Origin of the sequence: Rathayibacter caricis DSM 15933 (assembly GCF_003044275.1) — a bacterium.
In the GTDB taxonomy this organism is placed as follows: Bacteria; Actinomycetota; Actinomycetes; order Actinomycetales; family Microbacteriaceae; genus Rathayibacter; species Rathayibacter caricis.
In genome coordinates this window covers 3,426,045-3,443,001 of the sequence record NZ_PZPL01000001.1, presented here as the reverse complement: position 1 = coordinate 3,443,001, position 16,957 = coordinate 3,426,045, and the positions used below count along the sequence as shown (strand labels likewise).

Genomic DNA, 16,957 nt, shown 5'->3' with positions numbered 1-16,957 from the left:
CAGGAGCACGCATGCCCAGTCCCGTGATCATCCCGCCGACGCTCGCGGCCGGGACCCTGCGCATCATCCCTCTGGGCGGTCTCGGCGAGATCGGCCGCAACATGACGATCTTCGAGATCGACGGCAAGATCCTGATCGTCGACTGCGGCGTGCTCTTCCCGGAGGAGAACCAGCCGGGCGTCGACCTGATCCTCCCCGACTTCGGCCCGATCAAGGACCGCCTCGACGACGTCGTGGGCGTCGTGCTCACCCACGGCCACGAGGACCACATCGGGGCCGTCCCGTACCTGCTCAAGCTCAAGCGCGACCTGCCCCTGATCGGCTCGACCCTGACGCTCGCCCTCGTCGAGGCGAAGCTGAAGGAGCACCGCATCAAGCCGTACACGCTGGCCGTGAAGGAGGGGGACGTCGAGAACCTCGGGCCGTTCGAGCTCGAGTTCGTGGCGGTGAATCACTCGATCCCGGATGCGCTCGCCGTCGCGATCATCACGGACGCCGGCTCGGTGCTGCACACGGGCGACTTCAAGATGGACCAGCTGCCGCTGGACGGCCGGATCACCGACCTGCGCGCGTTCGCCCGTCTGGGCGAGGAGGGCATCGATCTGTTCCTGGTCGACTCCACGAACGCCGACGTGCCCGGATTCACGCCAAACGAGCGCGACATCGGCCCCGTCATCGAGAGCGTGATGGCGAAGGCGACCCGGCGGGTCATCGTCGCGAGCTTCTCGAGCCATGTGCACCGCGTGCAGCAGGTGCTCGACGCCGCGCACGCCACCGGCCGCCGCGTGGCGCTGCTCGGCCGCTCCATGGTCCGCAACATGGGCATCGCCGCCGACCTGGGCTATTTGAAGGTCCCGCAGGGCGTGCTCATCGACGTCAAGAAGGCCGGCGACGTGCCCGAGGACCGCATCGTCTACATGTCCACCGGATCGCAGGGCGAGCCGATGGCGGTGCTCAGCCGCATGGCCAACCTCGACCACCAGATCCAGCCGGGCGAGGGCGACACCGTCATCCTCGCGTCGAGCCTCATCCCGGGCAACGAGAACGCCGTCTACCGCGTGATCAACGGACTCACCAAGCTCGGGGCGACCGTCGTGCACAAGGGCAACGCCAAGGTGCACGTCTCGGGCCACGCCGCCGCCGGCGAGTTGATCTACTGCTACAACATCCTCAAGCCGCTGAACGTGATGCCGGTCCACGGCGAGTACCGCCATCTGGTCGCGAACGCGAAGCTGGCGCGCGACACGGGCATCCCGGAGGAGAACACGATCATCGCCGAGGACGGCACCGTGATCGACCTGCTCGACGGGAAGGTCTCGGTGGTCGGGCAGCTCGACCTCGGCTTCGTCTACGTCGACGGCTCGACCGTCGGCGAGATCACCGACGCCGATCTGAAGGACCGCCGCATCCTGAGCGAGGAGGGCTTCATCTCGATCATCGTCGTGGTGGAGGCCGGCACCGGTCGCATCGTGGTCGGTCCCGAGATCCATGCGAAGGGCTTCGCCGAGGACGACCGCGTCTTCGACGAGGTCAAGCCGCGCATCGCGAAGGCGCTCGAGGAGGCGGTGCAGAGCGGAGTGAACGACCAGCACGCGCTCTCGCAGACCATCCGCCGCGTCGTCGGGCGCTGGGTGAACACGAGCTACCGCCGCCGTCCGATGATCGTCCCGCTCGTCATCGAGGCCTGACCCGTCCGGACGGAGGCGGCCTCGCCTCCTCCGTCCGCCGTCCAGCACCCGGGGGGAGTGCGCACCGTCCGCGGGGGACCGCCGTTCGAGCAGCCAGGAGGCCGCACGTGGACCACACGATCCGCACCGCCCGGAGCGAGGACGCGCCCTTCCTCGCGGACATGCTCGTCGAGGCGGCCAACTGGAACTGGACGACTGCGCGCACGCGGATCGACGTCCTCGAGGAGGAGTCCACGCGTCGCTACGTCGCCGGCTGGCCGCGACCGGGCGATCTCGGCTCGGTCGCCGAGACGTCCGAGGGCGAGCGGATCGGCGCCTGCTGGACGCGGCTGTTCACGTCGGCCGTGCCGGGTCGCGGCTTCGTCGCACCGGGAGTGCCGGAGCTGACGCTCGGCGTGCGTCCGGTCTGGCGCGCCCAGGGAGTCGGCCGCGCCCTGCTGAAGGCCGCGCTCGACCAGGCGCGCGCCGCCGGCTACGCGCGGGTGTCCCTGAACGTGGCCACCGACAACTTCGCCCGCCGGCTCTACCGGAGCGAGGGCTTCACCGCGGTGGACGACCGCGGCGATGCGGAGACGATGGTCGTCACCCTCCGCTGACGGCACCGGTCCCGGCGCGGGTCCCCGGCGATGACGGGGGCGGCGGGTACGGTGGCCTCATGGCGACCAGTACCAAGACCACCTCCCGCGGGCGGGGGAGCGGCTCCGCGCGCTCCGGCGCCCCGCGATCCGGACGGGGCTCGGGGCGGGGAGCGGCCGAGACGAAGGCCACGGTCGCCTTCGACTCCACCCCGCGCACGAACGTCCTGGTCCGCCTGTGGATGACGCTGGCGCACGTCGTCGGCGGAGCCGCGCGCGCGCTGGGCCCCGAGCGGCTCGCGAAGGAGGAGCGCCGCGACGGCGTCCCTTTCCTCCTGGTGCTGCTGGGCGTCACCGGCGCGGTGGTCGAGTGGTTCCTCGCGGGTGATCCCGTCGCCGCGATCCTCGACGCCTGGAGCTTCGGCGCCCTCTTCGGACGGGTCGCCTACGTGCTCCCGGTCGTGCTCGTGCTGTTCGCGCTGTGGCTCTTCCGGCACCCGAGCTCCGTCGACGACAACGGCCGGATCGGCGTGGGCCTGTCGTTCCTGCTCATCGCCTCCGCGGGCATCTGCCACGCGCACCTCGGCACGCCGTACCCCGGCGACGGGATCCTCCCCATGGCGGCCGCCGGCGGCGTGCTCGGCTGGCTGGTCGGAGCGCCGCTCGTCGCGATCGCCCAGGTCCCCGGCGCGACCGTGATCCTCTCCGCGGTCATCCTGCTCTCGCTCTTCATCATCACCAAGACGCCGCCGAACCGCATCGGGGCGCGATTCCGCGACCTCTACTCCTACCTGTTCGGCGCCCCCGTCCTCGACGACGAGGAGCGCGCGCGCCTGAAGGCCGAGAAGGCGGCGGCCAAGGCCGCCAAGGCCGAGGCCGAGTCCTCCGAGGAGCAGGAGGAGGGCGGCGAGCTGCCCTGGTGGCGCCGCACCGAATCCGGTCGCGAGGACGAGCCCACCGTGCAGACGGAGCTCCCCATCGACTCGCTCACGGAGGTCATCGACGAGCCGAAGGGCCGTCGGGGCCGCTCCCGCACGAAGGGGTTCGACACCGCCCTCGAGGAGCACGACGAGCCGTCCGATCCGCCGACGCGGGCCTACGAGACGCAGGTGCTCTCCGACGCCGAGAACGCCGAGGCCGCGCTCGAGCGCTTCGAGCGCTCCGGAGCCGCGACCACTCCGGTCGGAGTCATCGACGACGACGCGACCGGGGTCATCCACCTCGACGACCTCGACGTGTCACCGGTCGTGCCTGTCCCGGCCGCGATCGGCACCGGCCCCATCGCTCCCGTGCCCGCCGACGATTCGACGGCCGGTTTCGACTCCTCGTTCGAGGAGGACGCCCCCTACCGCCTGCCGTCCGCCGCGGCGCTCTCCACGGGCACCCCGTCGAAGGCGCGCTCCGCCGCGAACGACGAGATGGTCCGCGCGATCACCGAGGTGCTGCAGCAGTTCAACGTCGACGCGACGGTCACCGGATTCTCGCGCGGCCCCACCGTGACCCGCTACGAGATCGAGCTCGGTCCGGGCGTCAAGGTCGAGCGGGTCACCGCGCTGAGCAAGAACCTGTCCTACGCGGTCGCCAGCAACGAGGTCCGCATCCTCTCGCCGATCCCCGGCAAGAGCGCGATCGGCGTCGAGATCCCCAACACCGACCGCGAGATCGTCTCGCTGGGCGACGTGCTCCGCTCCGCCGCCTCGACCACATCGACCCACCCGATGACGATCGGCGTCGGCAAGGACGTCGAGGGCGGCTACGTGGTGGCGAACCTCGCGAAGATGCCGCACCTCCTGGTCGCCGGCTCCACCGGCTCCGGCAAGTCCAGCTTCGTGAACTCCATGATCACCAGCCTCCTGATGCGAGCGCGTCCCCAGGACGTCCGCATGGTGCTGATCGACCCCAAGCGCGTCGAGCTGACGATCTACGGAGGCGTCCCGCACCTGATCACGCCCATCATCACGAACCCCAAGAAGGCGGCCGAGGCGCTGCAGTGGGTCGTGAAGGAGATGGACATGCGGTACGACGACCTCGCGTCGTTCGGCTACCGCCACATCGACGACTTCAACGCGGCTGTGCGCGGCGGCGAGATCGTCCTGCCGCCCGGCAGCAACCGGGTCCTCAAGCCCTATCCCTACCTGCTCGTCGTCGTCGACGAGCTCGCGGACCTCATGATGGTCGCGCCGCGCGATGTGGAGGACTCGATCGTCCGCATCACGCAGCTGGCCCGCGCGTCCGGCATCCACCTCGTGCTGGCCACCCAGCGTCCGAGCGTCGACGTCGTGACCGGTCTGATCAAGGCCAACGTGCCGAGCCGTCTGGCCTTCGCGGTGACCAGCGTCACGGACTCGCGCGTCATCCTCGATCAGCCCGGCGCCGACAAGCTGATCGGCCAGGGCGATGGGCTCTTCCTGCCGATGGGGACGAACAAGCCGATGCGCGTCCAGGGCGCCTGGGTCCGCGAGGACGAGATCGCCAAGGTCGTCGAGCACGTCACGCGGCAGGCGCAGCCCGAGTACCGCCAGGACATCACGGTGCAGGCGCAGCGCAAGGAGGTCGACTCCGACATCGGCGACGACCTCGAGCTGCTGGTCGCGGCGGCCGAGCTGGTCGTCAGCACGCAGTTCGGCTCCACCTCGATGCTGCAGCGGAAGCTCCGTGTCGGCTTCGCGAAGGCGGGCCGCCTGATGGACCTCCTGGAGTCCCGCGAGGTCGTCGGCCCCTCCGAGGGGTCGAAGGCGCGCGACGTGCTCGTCACGGCGGAGCAGCTGCCCGGGGTGCTCGCGCGGATGCGCGGGGACCAGCCCGGTGACGCTCCGGCCGCTCCCTCCGCGGTGGCGCCCGACGCCTACGCCGACCCGCTCGCCGAGCCGACCGGCCCCGTGGCGACCGACTACCACGACGACGACGAGGGCTCGGACGACGACGCCTGGCAGCTGACCGGCCGCTGAGCGATGCGCGGCACGCGGACGACCACGACGAACGCAGGAGAACGATGAGCAGTCCCGCCTCCGCCTCGGCGGCTCCGGTGAGCAACTGGAACCTCCCGAACGCGATCACGGTCGTACGGATCCTGCTGGCTCCGCTGTTCTTCTGGATGCTGCTCGCCGACGCCGGAGCGGACGGCGGTCTGCGCATCGCCGCGGCGCTGCTGTTCATCGTCGCCATCGCGACCGACGGCATCGACGGGCACATCGCCCGCAGCCGCGGACTGGTCACCGACCTCGGCAAGCTGCTCGACCCCATCGCCGACAAGGTGCTCACCGGAGCCGCTCTCGTCGGCCTCTCGATCCTCTTCGAGCTGCCGTGGTGGGTCACCATCGTCGTGCTCGTGCGCGAGATCGGCATCACGGTGTTCCGGATGGCCGTGCTCTCGGACCGGGTGATCCCCGCGTCCCGCGGCGGCAAGCTGAAGACGATCGTCCAGTCGGTGGCCCTCTCCCTCGCCCTCCTGCCGCTGTGGAACCTGCTGGGCGAGTGGGTGCACTGGGTGAACGGCATCACGATGACCGCCGCGGTCGTGCTGACCGTCGCGACCGGTATCGACTACCTGGCGGATGCGGCCCGCCAGAGCCGCGCCGCGCGCCGGTCGTGATCGCCGAGCGCCTGGTCCGGGCCCTCGAATCCCGGGGCCTGCTCCTCGCCGTCGCGGAGTCGCTGACCGGCGGAGCACTGAGTTCCGCCGTCGTGGAGGTGCCCGGCGCCTCGGCGGTGCACCGCGGGGGAGTGGTGAGCTACGCCACGGAGCTCAAGCACCTCCTGCTCGGGGTCGACGCGGCCCTGCTCGACGCCGAGGGTCCGGTGCACCCCGAGGTCGCCCTGCAGATGGCCCGCGGAGTCGCGGAGCGTCTGGGCCCGGTCGGCGGTCGCACCGTGGGCATCGCCACGACCGGGGTCGCCGGCCCCGATCCGCAAGGGGGCCGCGCGGTCGGCACCGTGTTCGTGGCCGTCGTGGTCGACGACGTCGAGGCGGTGCGCGAGCACCTGTTCGCCGGTGACCGCGCCGCAGTCCGCGCCGCCGCCGTCGAAGCCGCTCTGTCCCTCGCCGAGGAGACGGTCGCAGGACTTCCCGGATCCCTTTCCTGACTGTTCCGGAATCCGCTCCGGATCAAGGAATGCCATGCGTTTCGCCCCGGTTACATCTGACGTCGCTCACACGCAAAGTCCAGTCATCCGGTATTAGAGTCGACTCACACGAACCGGGTAGTGAACAGCTATCCGGTTCCTTCGTACACACCCCCTTCGATTCCTGCTCCGGCATCCTTCGACGAGACCGTGGACGAAGTAGCGGTTGACGTGGAGAAGGAGGGTCCAGTGGTTCTAGTTCGTCAGGAGATCGGCGATGTCCTCAGGGACTTTCGCCTGCAGAAAGGTCGCACGCTCCGCCAGGTGGCGAGCAAGGCGAGTGTCGCTCTGGGATACCTGAGCGAAGTCGAGCGCGGTCAGAAGGAGGCGTCCTCCGAGATCCTCGCTTCGGTCGCCGATGCGCTCGACACCCCGATCTCGGTCATCATGCGCGAGGTCGGAGACCGGCTCGCCGTGATCGAGGGGATCGACACCATTCCCGACACCATCCCGGCCGACATGGTCGCCGGATTCGACGCGGATCTCGTCACGCGGTAGACGGCTCCGTCCCCATCATCCACCACCCCCATTCCACGCGAAGGGCGCTCGGGCTCCGGCCCGGGCGCCCTTCGGCGTTCCCGGCCGGGCGCGCCTGCGGTTAGCGTGGAGGCATGAGGTTGAGCGACTTCCGGCAGCTGGTCGACGACGAGTTCGGGTCGGCCTACGCGCGCGTGCTGGTCTCGGACCTGGTCCTCACCGAGCTCGACGGCCGCACGGCCGACCGTGCCCTGAAGGACGGTGCGGAGCCCCGCGAAGTGTGGCTCGCGCTCTGCCGGGCGAACGACGTACCCGAGTCGCGCTGGCACGGGATCGATCCGGCGAAGCGCCGCCGCTGAGCGGTGGCGACGCGTGGCGACCGAAGTCGTGTTCGACACGCCGTGACCTGTTGATCGAAGTCCTGTTCGAACGGAGATAGGCTCCTCCACAGAAGCAGGAACGCCGCCGTCTCCACGGTGGCGCTCGTGTCCTCCACCGATGTCGGTGGTCGGGCATACCGTCGAGACAAGTCAACGGACCTGCTTCACCGCCTTGTCGCATCCGGCCGGCGTCGTACTCGTACGGCGGCACCACCGGCACGACGCGACAGCCTGTAGGCGATACCACCCCGACACGAGAGCGAGACGGCCATGCCCAGTTCCTCAGACCGCGAGAAGTCCCTCGAGACCGCACTCGCGCAGATCGACCGCCAGTTCGGCAAGGGCGCCGTCATGCGCCTCGGCAGCGATGAGCGCGCCCCCGTCGAGGTGATCCAGACGGGCTCCATCGCCCTCGACGTCGCGCTCGGCATCGGTGGGCTCCCGCGCGGCCGCATCGTCGAGATCTACGGCCCCGAGTCCTCCGGAAAGACGACCCTCACCCTGCACGCGATCGCCAACGCCCAGCGCAACGGCGGCATCGCGGCGTTCATCGACGCCGAGCACGCGCTCGACCCGGAGTACGCGAAGAAGCTCGGCGTCGACATCGACTCCCTCCTCGTCTCGCAGCCCGACACGGGTGAGCAGGCCCTCGAGATCGCCGACATGCTCGTGCGCTCCGGGTCAATCGACCTGATCGTCATCGACTCCGTCGCGGCGCTCGTGCCCCGCGCCGAGATCGAGGGCGAGATGGGCGACTCCCACGTCGGCCTCCAGGCGCGACTCATGTCGCAGGCACTCCGCAAGCTCACCGGTGGTCTGAACACGACGAACACCACGATGATCTTCATCAACCAGCTGCGCGAGAAGATCGGCGTCTTCTTCGGAAGCCCCGAGACCACCGCGGGCGGCAAGGCGCTCAAGTTCTACGCCTCCGTCCGACTCGACATCCGCCGCATCGAGACGCTGAAGGACGGCACCGACGCCGTCGGAAACCGCACCCGCGTCAAGGTCGTCAAGAACAAGATGGCCCCGCCCTTCAAGCAGGCCGAGTTCGACATCCTCTACGGCATCGGCATCTCGCGCGAGGGCAGCCTCATCGACTTCGGTGTCGAGCACGAGATCGTCCGCAAGTCCGGCGCCTGGTACACCTACGACGGCGACCAGCTCGGACAGGGCAAGGAGAAGGCGCGCCAGTTCCTCATCGACAACCCCGACATCGCGGCCGAGATCGAGAAGCGCATCCTGATCAAGCTCGGCGTGGTCGCCGATCCGAACGCGGTGAAGGACGCCGCTCCGGTCGCGATCGAGACGAAGCAGCCCGTCGCCAAGCAGCCCGTCCGCAAGGGCGCTTGAGTCCGGTGAGCGGGTCGGAGGGACCGACGGGAGCGGGCCGCCCCGTCGCCTTCCTGCCCTGGGTGTCCGAGGGCGAGCGCGAGTCGGAGGCGTCGGTCTCCGCTCCTGCCGTCGCCGAGGCGGGCGACGAGCGGACGGATCGGATCGCCGAGCTGTCCACGCACGTCGCCCGCCGCTCCGCGGTTCCTGCAGCGGTCGCCGAGGTCTCCGAGGACACTCCGGAGTTCCGGGACGCCGACGAGGACGTCTCGGAGCTCCCGGAGGAGCCCGATCCCGAGCAGATCGCCGATCGCATCGTGCGCGGGCTCGCGCGGAAGAGCCTGTCTGTCGCCGAGGTGGAGGCCCGCCTCTACACCGAGGGAGTCGCCGAGAAGGACGCGCTCGAGATCCTCGACCGGTTCGCCCGGTTCGGCTACCTCGACGATCACCGCATGGCCGAGCAGCTCGTCACGCAGCTGCGCGAGCGGAAGAAGCTCGGGCGCTCCTCGATCATGCAGGAGCTCCGCGCCCGCAAGCTCGATGCCGACGCGATCGCGAGGGCGCTCGACGAGCTCGACGGCGACGACGAGTACCGCACCGCCGTGGAGCTCGCGCGGAAGCGCCTCCCGAGCCTGCGATCGCTGTCGGACGAGGTCGCCGAGCGGCGGTTGACGGGCTTCCTCGCCCGCCGGGGCTACTCCGGTGCCCTCGTGCAGCGCGTGGTGCGCGAGACGGTGCGCAAGCCCGGCTCGAGCGTCCGCTTCCGCTGATCCGCCGTCCCGGGCGGTCGCCGCGCCGCTCAAGAGGGTCTCCGGGCGGCGCGTAGAATCCGAGACCATGACCACGCTCAGCCCCGCTCCGGTCCCCGCCGCCGGCAGCCGTCCGAGGACCTACGAGGTCCGCACCTTCGGCTGCCAGATGAACGTGCACGACTCCGAGCGCCTGAGCGGCTCCCTCGAGGCGGCCGGCTACGTGCCGGCCGACGGTGCCGAGGCCGACGTGGTGGTCATCAACACCTGCGCGGTCCGCGAGAACGCGGACAACAAGCTCTACGGCAACCTCGGGCACCTCGCCTCCGTGAAGCGGCGGCACGAGGGCATGCAGATCGCCGTCGGCGGCTGCCTCGCCCAGAAGGACAAGAACGTCATCCTCGACAAGGCCCCGTGGGTCGACGTCGTCTTCGGCACGCACAACATGGGCGCGCTCCCCAGCCTGCTCGAGCGCGCGCGGCACAACGACGAGGCGCAGCTCGAGATCCTCGAGTCGCTCGACGTCTTCCCGTCGACCCTTCCCACCAAGCGGGATTCGACCTACAGCGGGTGGGTGTCGATCTCGGTCGGCTGCAACAACACCTGCACCTTCTGCATCGTCCCGTCCCTCCGCGGCAAGGAGAAGGACCGCCGTCCGGGCGACGTCCTCGCCGAGATCCAGGCGCTCGTCGATGACGGCGCGATCGAGGTGACGCTCCTCGGGCAGAACGTGAACTCGTACGGCGTCGAGTTCGGCGACCGGCAGGCGTTCTCGAAGCTCCTCCGCGCCGCGGGGACGATCGACGGGCTCGAGCGCATCCGCTTCACGAGCCCGCACCCCGCGGCCTTCACCGACGACGTCATCGACGCGATGGCCGAGACCCCCGCGGTCATGCCGCAGCTCCACATGCCGTTGCAGTCGGGGTCCGACCGGATCCTCAAGGCGATGCGCCGCTCCTACCGTTCCGAGCGCTTCCTCGGGATCCTCGAGCGCGTCCGCGCGCGCATCCCGCACGCGGCGATCAGCACCGACATCATCGTCGGCTTCCCGGGCGAGACGGAAGCCGATTTCGCCGAGACGCTGCGGGTCGTCGAGGAGGCGCGGTTCGCGTCCGCCTTCACCTTCCAGTACTCGATCCGCCCCGGCACACCGGCCGCGACGATGCCCGACCAGTTGCCGAAGGAGGTCGTCCAGGAGCGCTACGAGCGACTGGTGGCTCTCCAGGATGCGATCAGCGAGCAGGAGAACGGCGCTGTCGTCGGGCGCGAGGTGCACGTGCTCGTCGCCACGGGGGAGGGACGTCGCGACGCCGAGACCCACCGGCTCAGCGGCCGCGCGGAAGACAGCCGCCTGGTGCACTTCGACGTGCCCGCGGGGTCGGAGCAGCCGCGTCCGGGCGACGTCGTCACGGTGCGGATCACCCGTGCGGCACCCTTCTACCTCCTGGCGGACTCCGCGGACGGAGCGCCGCTGCGCATCCGCCGCACGCGGGCGGGCGACGCGTGGGACCGCTCGCAGACCGAGTCCTGCGGAGTGCCCCCGACGTCCGCGGGGGCCGCGCCGCGGGTGTCCCTCGGCCTGCCGTCGCTCCGCGTGCGCCCCGCGGCGCTCACGACTCCGATCTACGACGCCCTCGATGGCGAGCGCTGAGCCGCCCGAGCCGGAGGTGATCGCCGTCGTCGGAGCGACCGGCACGGGCAAGTCCGAGCTCGCCCTCGATCTCGCCGAATGGGTGCTCGGCTCCGGCCGCGCGGCCGAGATCGTGAACGCCGACGCCATGCAGCTCTACCGCGGCATGGACATCGGGACGGCGAAGCTCGCGCCCGAGGAGCGCCGGGGCGTCCCGCACCACCTGCTCGATGTGCTCGAGGTGACGGAGGAGGCGTCGGTCGCCCGCTATCAGGCCGAGGCGCGTCATGTCATCGACGACGTGCTGTCGCGCGGAGCCCTGCCGATCCTGGTCGGCGGCTCCGGACTCTACGTGTCCAGTGTCGTGTTCGAGTTCTCCTTCGCCGGCACCGATCCGGACGTCCGCCGCGCTCTCGAGGAGACGGCGGAGCGCGAAGGCCCGGCCGTGCTCTTCGCGCGGTTGCGCGCGATCGACGCGGACGTGGCCAATCGGATCGGCCCGCACAACCTGCGCCGGATCGTCCGTGCACTCGAGATCGCCGAGCTGACCGGCTCGCCGCACAGCGCGCTGATGTCGGACGAACCGCAGTCGTGGCGACCAGCCGCGCTCCTGTTCCTCGAGGCGCCCCGCGAGGTGCTCGTGCCTCGGCTCGACGCCCGCGTCGAGCGGATGTGGGCCGACGGGATGCTCGACGAGATCGACGCGCTGATCCCGCTGGGTATCGAGCGCGGCGTCACCGCGAGCCGCGCCATCGGCTACGCGCAGGCGCTCGCGCAGCGGGCGGGCGAGGCCACGCAGGAGGAGGCGATCGCCTCCACGCAGGCGCTGACGCGGAGGTACGCGCGGCGGCAGAACAGCTGGTTCCGCCGCTACCGCGACGCCCATCGGCTCCCGTCAGGAGCCCCGGACCTGCTCGGGCGCGCGATCCACGCCGCCCAGCTCGGCGGCCGGTCCCCTCGCTAGGCTGTCCGCCATGACCATCGAGCTGCACTTCACCAAGGGCCAGGGCACAGGCAACGACTTCGTGCTCTTCAGCGACCCGGACGGCGAGGTGGAGCTCACTCCCGCGCAGATCGCGATGATCTGCGACCGGCACTTCGGAGTCGGAGCCGACGGCCTCATCCGTGCCGTGCGCTCGAAGGCGATCGCCGAGGGGGCCGCCTCGCTGTCCGAGGAGCCGGAGGCCGAGTGGTTCATGGACTACCGCAACGCCGATGGCTCGATCGCCGAGATGTGCGGCAACGGCATCCGGGTCTACGCCGCGTTCCTCCTCGCCGGCGGCCTGGCCGGGCTCGAGCCCGGTGACACGCTGCCGATCGGCACCCGCGCCGGCGTGCGCGACGTCACCCGCAGCGGAGCGGGGTTCCAGGTGGACCTCGGGCGCTGGCGACTGGCGGGCGGCGAGCCCCTCGTCCGCGCGAAGGAGCTCAAGGTCGCGCGTCCGGGCATCGGCATCGATCTCGGCAACCCGCACGTCGTCGTCGCGCTCAGCAACGACGAGGAGCTCGACTCCGCCGACCTGACCTACATCCCGCAGCTCGATCCCGAGCCCGTCGACGGGGCGAACGTCGAGTTCGTCGTGCCGGGGGAGCCGCTCATCCACGACGGCATCGGCCGCATCCGGATGCGCGTGCACGAGCGCGGCAGCGGCGAGACCCTGAGCTGCGGCACCGGTGCCGCTGCAGCGGCCCTGGCGGTCCGCTACTGGGCGGGGGAGCGCGCTCCCCAGTCCTGGCGCGTCGATGTGCCCGGCGGCACCCTCGGGGTGTCGATGTTCGCCACGGAGGAGGGTGAGCACGTGGGTCTCTCGGGGCCGGCCGATCTCGTCTACACCGGCACGATCCGGATCGACTGAGCCGGCCTCGTCAGATCCGCGTCGTCCGCAGCACGCGGAAGCCCTTGGAGACGGCGGCGCGCTCCACCTCCAGGCGATCGGCGAACGTCTCGGTCAGCCAGGTCTGGAGCGAGTCGGAGCCGAGGTTGCGCTGCACGACGAGCCAGGCGTCCGCTCCGGTCTCGAGGCGGGGGAGCCAGCGCTCGAGCAGAGCGTGGAGCTCGACCTTGCCGATCCGGATCGGCGGGTTGGACCAGACCGTGCTGAATCGCACGTCGTCGGGAACATCCTCGGGCAGCACGGCGTTGACATTGGTGACGCCGAGTTCCTCGCAGTTGCGACGGACCAGCTCGAGCGCCCGCTGGTTGACGTCGACCGCCCACACCCGGGCGTCCGGTGCGTCGAGGGCGAGCGCGAGGGCGATCGGGCCCCAGCCGCAGCCGAGGTCCAGCAGGTCCCCGCCGGCGGGAGGCTCGGGGACGGTGTCCAGCAGGACGCGCGTTCCCAGATCCACGTGGCCGGGGCTGAACACGCCTCCGGCGGTGGTGAGCTCGAGGTCGCGGCCCGCGAGACGGGCCGTGATCCTGCGGGGCCGGATGTCGCCGTCGGGAGTGTTCGTGAAGTAGTGCTCGGCGGCCATGGGAAGTGAACTTATCAACAGCTGAGGAGTTAGTGTTATCCGGATGACGGAAGACCTGAACGAGACCGACACGACCGAGGCCGTGGACGTCGTCTCGAGGGTCCTGGCGAACGCGCAGTCGCGGTCGGCGGGATACTCGCGCTTCGTCGCGGGCGGCGCACAGGCGCTGCAGACCTCGGGCCACGAGGGCGAGGACTCGGACGGCGAGCAGTTCGACCGTGCCGACCGCCAGGCCCTGCGACGCGTCGCCGGTCTGTCCACCGAGCTCGAGGACGTCACGGAGGTCGAGTACCGGCAGCTCCGCCTCGAGAACGTCGTGCTGATCGGCGTGTACTCGCAGGGCTCGCTCGAGGACGCGGAGAACTCGCTGCACGAGCTCGCCGCCCTCGCCGAGACCGCGGGCGCGACCGTCCTCGACGGGCTGCTGCAGAGGCGTCCGCACCCCGACCCGAGCACCTACCTCGGCAAGGGCAAGGCCCAGGAGCTCGCGGGAGTCGTCGCAGCCCTCGGAGCCGACACGGTCGTCGCCGACACCGAGCTCGCACCGAGCCAGCGTCGCGCACTCGAGGACGTCGTGAAGGTGAAGGTGATCGACCGCACCGCGGTGATCCTCGACATCTTCAGCCAGCACGCCAAGAGCCGCGAGGGCAAGGCGCAGGTCGAGCTCGCTCAGCTCGAGTACCTCCTCCCGCGACTGCGCGGATGGGGTGAGTCGATGTCGCGCCAGGCCGGTGGCCAGGTGGGCGCGGGAGCCGGTATGGGCTCGCGTGGACCGGGTGAGACGAAGATCGAGCTCGACCGTCGCCGCATCCACACGCGCATGGCGCGACTGCGCAAGCAGATCACCGCGATGAAGCCCGCCCGCGAGGCGAAGCGCGCGAACCGCAAGCGGAACGCCGTGCCCTCCGTCGCCATCGCCGGCTACACCAACGCGGGCAAGTCGAGCCTCCTGAACCGCATGACGCACGCCGGGGTCCTCGTCGAGAACTCGTTGTTCGCGACGCTGGACGCGACCGTCCGCAAGGCCCAGACGGCGGACGGCCGGCTGTACACGTTCGCCGACACGGTCGGCTTCGTGCGCGCACTGCCGCACCAGCTGGTCGAGGCGTTCCGCTCGACGCTGGAGGAGGTCGCCGACTCGGACATCATCGTCCACGTCGTCGACGGCTCGCACCCCGATCCCGCCGGGCAGATCGCGACCGTGCGCGACGTGATCGGCGAGGTCGGAGCGCGCGGGATCCCCGAGATCATCGCCTTCAACAAGTCCGACCTGGTCGACGAGGGCACGCGCCTCGTCCTCCGCGGGCTCGCTCCGGGTGCCGTCTTCGTCTCCGCGCGGACCGGCGAGGGCATCGACGAGCTGCAGGCCAGGATCGCCGAGATCCTGCCCGAGCCCGACGTCGAGATCGACCTGCTCGTCCCCTACGACCGCGGCGACGTGGTGTCGCACCTGCACCGCAGCGGCCGCATCCTGGCGACCGAGTACGTCGACGGAGGGACGCGCGTCCAGGCGCTCGTCCACCAGGACCTGGCGGGCTCGCTCGCCGAGTTCGCCGCCCCCGCGGCGGCCGTCGAGGCCTGACCGCACGACGCGAGCGCCCGCTTCCCCCGCTGGGGGGAGGTGGGCGCTCCGTCGTCTCCGGAGCGCCGAGCGCCTCCTCCGACGTCGTACTCCCTCACGCTCGTCCCGCTCCTCGACGGCGTGGCACCGCCCTTCCTCCGGTGGCCCCCGGAGGGCCGAGGGTCCACGCGTCCGTTCCGGCGCCAGCTCCGGATCGACCCGGGCTGCGGCCTGACCACCCACGGCTACGACGAGACCGCGGCGTTGCTGCGCACAGGGTCGACGCGGCCGTCGAGGCGTGGTGAGACCCCGTGGAGGCTGTGGTCGAGAAGTGGAACTCGGAAGGGGCGGACGGCACTCGGCCGTCCGCCCCTTCCGTATGTCCTGACCGGCCTGCGCGAGCACGGTCACGGCGGCTCGGACCGAGCGCAGCACGGCCGCAGTGGCTCGGACCGAGCGGAGCACGGCCGCAGCGGCTCAGACCGAGCGGAGCACGGCCGCAGCGGCTCAGACCGAGCGGAGCACGGCCACGATCTTGCCGAGGACCTCGGCCTCGTCGCCCAGGATGGGCTCGAAGTTGGAGTTGCGGGGGAGCAGCCAGGTGTGGCCGTCGCGCTGCCGGAGGACCTTCACCGTGGCCTCCCCGTCGAGCATGGCCGCGACGATCTCGCCGTTCTCGGCGGTGCGCTGCGAGCGGACGACGACCCAGTCCCCGTCGCAGATCGCCGCGTCGATCATCGACTCGCCGACGACCTTGAGCATGAAGAGCTCGCCCTTGCCGACGAGCTGGCGGGGGAGGGGGAACACCTCGTCGATCTGCTGGTCGGCGGTGATGGGGACGCCGGCCGCGATGCGGCCGACGAGCGGCACCATGGCGGCGTCCCCGACCGTGACGCTCGACTCGAACGACCCGTCGTCCTCGGTGGAGCTCGGGACGTCGATGAGGATCTCGAGCGCGCGGGGGCGGTTCGGGTCGCGCCGGAGGTAGCCGCTGAGCTCGAGCTGGTTGAGCTGGTGCGTGACGCTCGAGAGCGAGGCGAGTCCGACGGCGTCGCCGATCTCGCGCATGCTCGGCGGGTAGCCCCGGCTCGAGACGGAGCGCTGGATCACGTCGAGGATCGCGAGCTGCTTCGCGCTCAGGTTCTTCCGGCGCCGTCCGGTGCCCTGCTTCGCCTTGGCGGTCTGCGCGTCGCTCACGTCGTCCTCTCTCGGCGCGCACCCCGCGTGCGCGCCCGCCCGGCTCCTCGTCGATCACCGATGTCGGTGGTCGCTGCTGTACTACCAGCGGGCTCTCGAAACTGTATCCGCCGAGGGTTCCCGTTCGGAACATTCGTTCGAGTGTGTCGTACGATCCGTCGACGGATACGACGCGGCAGGCTCTTGCCTCTCGTTTTATTCGAAGATATATTCGGAACAGAGATTCGGGGCGGCCTCCCGGCCGAGGTCCGCCCCGAGTCCCTGCTGAAAGGAGCGATCCCCATGATCGACCAGCACATCGACCAGCACCGCGTCACCTCCGGCCCGGAGGCGCAGGTCTCCGTCATCGCGGCTCCTGCCGTCGCGTCGCCTGCCGTCGCTCGTGTGCGCCTGCGGATCACCCGCCGCGGTCGCGGCGTCCTGGCGGTGCTCGGCGCTCTCCCGATCGTCGCGGGAGCGTTCGTGTTCGGCATCAACGGCGGGGGTGCGGTCGCCTCCGGCGAGTCGTCCGACGTGCAGTTCCAGTACGTGACGGTGCGTGCGGGGGAATCTCTCTGGTCGCTCGCCGAGGACATCGCTCCCGGCTACGACCCCCGCGACGTCGTCTCGGACCTCCTCTCGCTCAACCAGCTGGCGAGCGCCGGCCTCGAGCCCGGGCAGCGGCTCGCCGTTCCGTCCGGGTACGAGCTGGCCCGCTGATCCGGCGGCTGCCGCCTCGGCGGGAGCGGGCGCGCAGTATCCGGATCGGTTCCCCTGTCGCCGCTACCATTC

The 16,957-nt window shown here is 70.7% G+C and carries 16 protein-coding genes; 14 read left to right on the top strand and 2 right to left on the bottom strand.

What is annotated here, in order from left to right:
- Positions 1-11: 11 nt before the first annotated feature.
- From C1I63_RS16075 to dapF, 12 genes are all read left to right on the top strand, one after another.
- Positions 12-1,688 carry a ribonuclease J gene (locus C1I63_RS16075; protein WP_107575412.1) on the top strand — a complete coding sequence of 559 codons (1,677 nt, stop codon included), beginning with the start codon at positions 12-14 and terminating at the stop codon, positions 1,686-1,688.
- 107 nt (positions 1,689-1,795) lie between these two features.
- Positions 1,796-2,284, top strand: a complete 489-nt coding sequence (locus tag C1I63_RS16070; protein ID WP_308197590.1) for a GNAT family N-acetyltransferase — start codon at positions 1,796-1,798, stop codon at positions 2,282-2,284.
- A gap of 59 nt (positions 2,285-2,343) precedes the next feature.
- On the top strand, positions 2,344-5,211 hold the full coding sequence (locus C1I63_RS16065) for an FtsK/SpoIIIE family DNA translocase (RefSeq protein ID WP_107575411.1): 2,868 nt from the start codon (positions 2,344-2,346) through the stop codon (positions 5,209-5,211).
- Positions 5,212-5,255: 44 nt separating this feature from the next.
- Positions 5,256-5,855, top strand: a complete 600-nt coding sequence (pgsA, locus tag C1I63_RS16060) for a CDP-diacylglycerol--glycerol-3-phosphate 3-phosphatidyltransferase (RefSeq protein WP_107575410.1) — start codon at positions 5,256-5,258, stop codon at positions 5,853-5,855.
- On the top strand, positions 5,852-6,346 hold the full coding sequence (locus tag C1I63_RS16055) for a CinA family protein (RefSeq protein WP_244907110.1): 495 nt from the start codon (positions 5,852-5,854) through the stop codon (positions 6,344-6,346). The genes pgsA and C1I63_RS16055 overlap by 4 nt, the downstream gene beginning before the upstream one ends.
- Positions 6,347-6,574: 228 nt before the next feature.
- Positions 6,575-6,883 (top strand): helix-turn-helix domain-containing protein, encoded by a 309-nt coding sequence (locus C1I63_RS16050; protein ID WP_055793878.1) that lies wholly within the window; start codon positions 6,575-6,577, stop codon positions 6,881-6,883.
- Between the two features lie 113 nt (positions 6,884-6,996).
- Complete coding sequence (locus tag C1I63_RS16045) at positions 6,997-7,221, top strand: DUF3046 domain-containing protein (protein WP_055793340.1); 225 nt, start codon at positions 6,997-6,999, stop codon at positions 7,219-7,221.
- A gap of 291 nt (positions 7,222-7,512) precedes the next feature.
- Positions 7,513-8,595: a recombinase RecA gene (recA, locus tag C1I63_RS16040; protein WP_055793336.1), complete on the top strand. Its 1,083-nt coding sequence runs from the start codon at positions 7,513-7,515 to the stop codon at positions 8,593-8,595.
- Between the two features lie 5 nt (positions 8,596-8,600).
- On the top strand, positions 8,601-9,344 hold the full coding sequence (locus C1I63_RS16035) for a regulatory protein RecX (RefSeq protein ID WP_170116400.1): 744 nt from the start codon (positions 8,601-8,603) through the stop codon (positions 9,342-9,344).
- Between the two features lie 67 nt (positions 9,345-9,411).
- On the top strand, positions 9,412-10,974 hold the full coding sequence (gene miaB, locus C1I63_RS16030) for a tRNA (N6-isopentenyl adenosine(37)-C2)-methylthiotransferase MiaB (RefSeq protein ID WP_107575408.1): 1,563 nt from the start codon (positions 9,412-9,414) through the stop codon (positions 10,972-10,974).
- Positions 10,961-11,917 (top strand): tRNA (adenosine(37)-N6)-dimethylallyltransferase MiaA, encoded by a 957-nt coding sequence (miaA, locus tag C1I63_RS16025; RefSeq protein ID WP_107575407.1) that lies wholly within the window; start codon positions 10,961-10,963, stop codon positions 11,915-11,917. Before miaB ends, miaA begins: the two co-directional genes overlap by 14 nt.
- A 10-nt stretch (positions 11,918-11,927) precedes the next feature.
- Entirely contained in the window at positions 11,928-12,809 is an 882-nt protein-coding gene (gene dapF / locus C1I63_RS16020) for a diaminopimelate epimerase (RefSeq protein ID WP_107575406.1), read from the top strand.
- 10 nt (positions 12,810-12,819) lie between these two features.
- On the opposite strand, the gene C1I63_RS16015 is transcribed toward dapF, so the two are convergent.
- Positions 12,820-13,428, bottom strand: coding sequence for a class I SAM-dependent methyltransferase (locus tag C1I63_RS16015; protein WP_107575405.1), 609 nt, complete (start codon positions 13,426-13,428; stop codon positions 12,820-12,822).
- Between the two features lie 43 nt (positions 13,429-13,471).
- Here C1I63_RS16015 and hflX point away from each other — a divergent pair, with 43 nt between their 5' ends.
- Complete coding sequence (gene hflX, locus C1I63_RS16010; protein ID WP_107575404.1) at positions 13,472-15,010, top strand: GTPase HflX; 1,539 nt, start codon at positions 13,472-13,474, stop codon at positions 15,008-15,010.
- A gap of 486 nt (positions 15,011-15,496) precedes the next feature.
- On the opposite strand, the gene lexA is transcribed toward hflX, so the two are convergent.
- A complete protein-coding gene (gene lexA / locus C1I63_RS16005) occupies positions 15,497-16,186 on the bottom strand; it encodes a transcriptional repressor LexA (protein ID WP_055793315.1) in 690 nt (229 codons plus the stop codon).
- Between the two features lie 282 nt (positions 16,187-16,468).
- Here lexA and C1I63_RS16000 point away from each other — a divergent pair, with 282 nt between their 5' ends.
- Positions 16,469-16,885, top strand: coding sequence for a LysM peptidoglycan-binding domain-containing protein (locus C1I63_RS16000; protein ID WP_107575403.1), 417 nt, complete (start codon positions 16,469-16,471; stop codon positions 16,883-16,885).
- The last annotated feature ends 72 nt before the right edge of the window (positions 16,886-16,957 follow it).

Coding starts and splice junctions, on each gene's coding strand:
- recA (WP_055793336.1), top strand. CDS start 7,513: ATGCCCAGTTCCTCAGACCGCGAGAAGTCCCTCGAGACCGCACTCGCG.
- C1I63_RS16015 (WP_107575405.1), bottom strand. CDS start 13,428: ATGGCCGCCGAGCACTACTTCACGAACACTCCCGACGGCGACATCCGG.
- C1I63_RS16045 (WP_055793340.1), top strand. CDS start 6,997: ATGAGGTTGAGCGACTTCCGGCAGCTGGTCGACGACGAGTTCGGGTCG.
- C1I63_RS16000 (WP_107575403.1), top strand. CDS start 16,469: ATGATCGACCAGCACATCGACCAGCACCGCGTCACCTCCGGCCCGGAG.
- dapF (WP_107575406.1), top strand. CDS start 11,928: ATGACCATCGAGCTGCACTTCACCAAGGGCCAGGGCACAGGCAACGAC.
- miaB (WP_107575408.1), top strand. CDS start 9,412: ATGACCACGCTCAGCCCCGCTCCGGTCCCCGCCGCCGGCAGCCGTCCG.
- hflX (WP_107575404.1), top strand. CDS start 13,472: ATGACGGAAGACCTGAACGAGACCGACACGACCGAGGCCGTGGACGTC.
- miaA (WP_107575407.1), top strand. CDS start 10,961: ATGGCGAGCGCTGAGCCGCCCGAGCCGGAGGTGATCGCCGTCGTCGGA.
- C1I63_RS16075 (WP_107575412.1), top strand. CDS start 12: ATGCCCAGTCCCGTGATCATCCCGCCGACGCTCGCGGCCGGGACCCTG.
- pgsA (WP_107575410.1), top strand. CDS start 5,256: ATGAGCAGTCCCGCCTCCGCCTCGGCGGCTCCGGTGAGCAACTGGAAC.
- C1I63_RS16065 (WP_107575411.1), top strand. CDS start 2,344: ATGGCGACCAGTACCAAGACCACCTCCCGCGGGCGGGGGAGCGGCTCC.